Genomic DNA, 698 nt, shown 5'->3' on the forward strand with positions numbered 1-698 from the left:
AAATATGCGGGTATCGTATATCGGTAATACTCCAGCCTTCCAAGCTGGAAAGGTGGGTTCGATTCCCACTACCCGCTCCATAAGCGTGTTTAGCTCAGCTGGATAGAGCAACGCCCTTCTAAGGCGTGGGCCAGGAGTTCGAATCTCTTAACACGCACCATATGGTGAACGTAGTTCAGTTGGTAGAGCGCCAGTTTGTGGCACTGGTTGTCGTGGGTTCGAGTCCCATCGTTCACCCCATTTAGGGATATCGCCAAGCGGTAAGGCACCACACTTTGACTGTGGTATTCGTAGGTTCGAATCCTGCTATCCCTGCCATTTATTCGGTTTACTAGCTCAGTCGGTAGAGCACTTGACTTTTAATCAAGGTGTCCGGGGTTCGATTCCCCGGTAAGCCACCAAAAAAATGCAGATGTGGCGAAATTGGCAGACGCACTAGACTTAGGATCTAGCGCCTTTGGCGTGGGGGTTCGACTCCCTTCATCTGCACCAAATTTGCGAAAGTGGCTCAATGGTAGAGCGCCACCTTGCCAAGGTGGATGTTGCGGGTTCGAGTCCCGTCTTTCGCTCCAAATATGCGGGTATCGTATATCGGTAATACTCCAGCCTTCCAAGCTGGAAAGGTGGGTTCGATTCCCACTACCCGCTCCATAAGCGTGTTTAGCTCAGCTGGATAGAGCAACGCCCTTCTAAGGCGT

The 698-nt window shown here is 51.4% G+C and carries 8 tRNA genes; all 8 read left to right on the forward strand.

Annotation, left to right across the window (positions count from 1 at the left end):
• The first annotated feature begins 6 nt into the window (after positions 1 to 6).
• The 8 genes from EJJ37_RS19805 (at position 7) to EJJ37_RS19840 (ending at position 651) form a co-directional block, all read left to right on the forward strand.
• Positions 7 to 80, forward strand: a tRNA-Gly gene (locus tag EJJ37_RS19805).
• Between the two features lie 3 nt (positions 81 to 83).
• A tRNA-Arg gene (locus EJJ37_RS19810) sits at positions 84 to 160 on the forward strand.
• A gap of 4 nt (positions 161 to 164) precedes the next feature.
• Positions 165 to 240 (forward strand) — tRNA-His (locus EJJ37_RS19815).
• 3 nt (positions 241 to 243) lie between these two features.
• A tRNA-Gln gene (locus EJJ37_RS19820) sits at positions 244 to 318 on the forward strand.
• Positions 319 to 325: 7 nt separating this feature from the next.
• Positions 326 to 401 (forward strand) — tRNA-Lys (locus EJJ37_RS19825).
• Positions 402 to 408: 7 nt separating this feature from the next.
• Positions 409 to 492 (forward strand) — tRNA-Leu (locus tag EJJ37_RS19830).
• Positions 493 to 497: 5 nt separating this feature from the next.
• Positions 498 to 572 (forward strand) — tRNA-Gly (locus EJJ37_RS19835).
• A 5-nt stretch (positions 573 to 577) separates the two neighbouring features.
• A tRNA-Gly gene (locus tag EJJ37_RS19840) sits at positions 578 to 651 on the forward strand.
• The last annotated feature ends 47 nt before the right edge of the window (positions 652 to 698 follow it).

The sequence above is a fragment of the Clostridium cuniculi genome, from assembly GCF_004353185.1.
In the GTDB taxonomy this organism is placed as follows: domain Bacteria; phylum Bacillota; class Clostridia; order Clostridiales; family Clostridiaceae; genus Clostridium; species Clostridium cuniculi.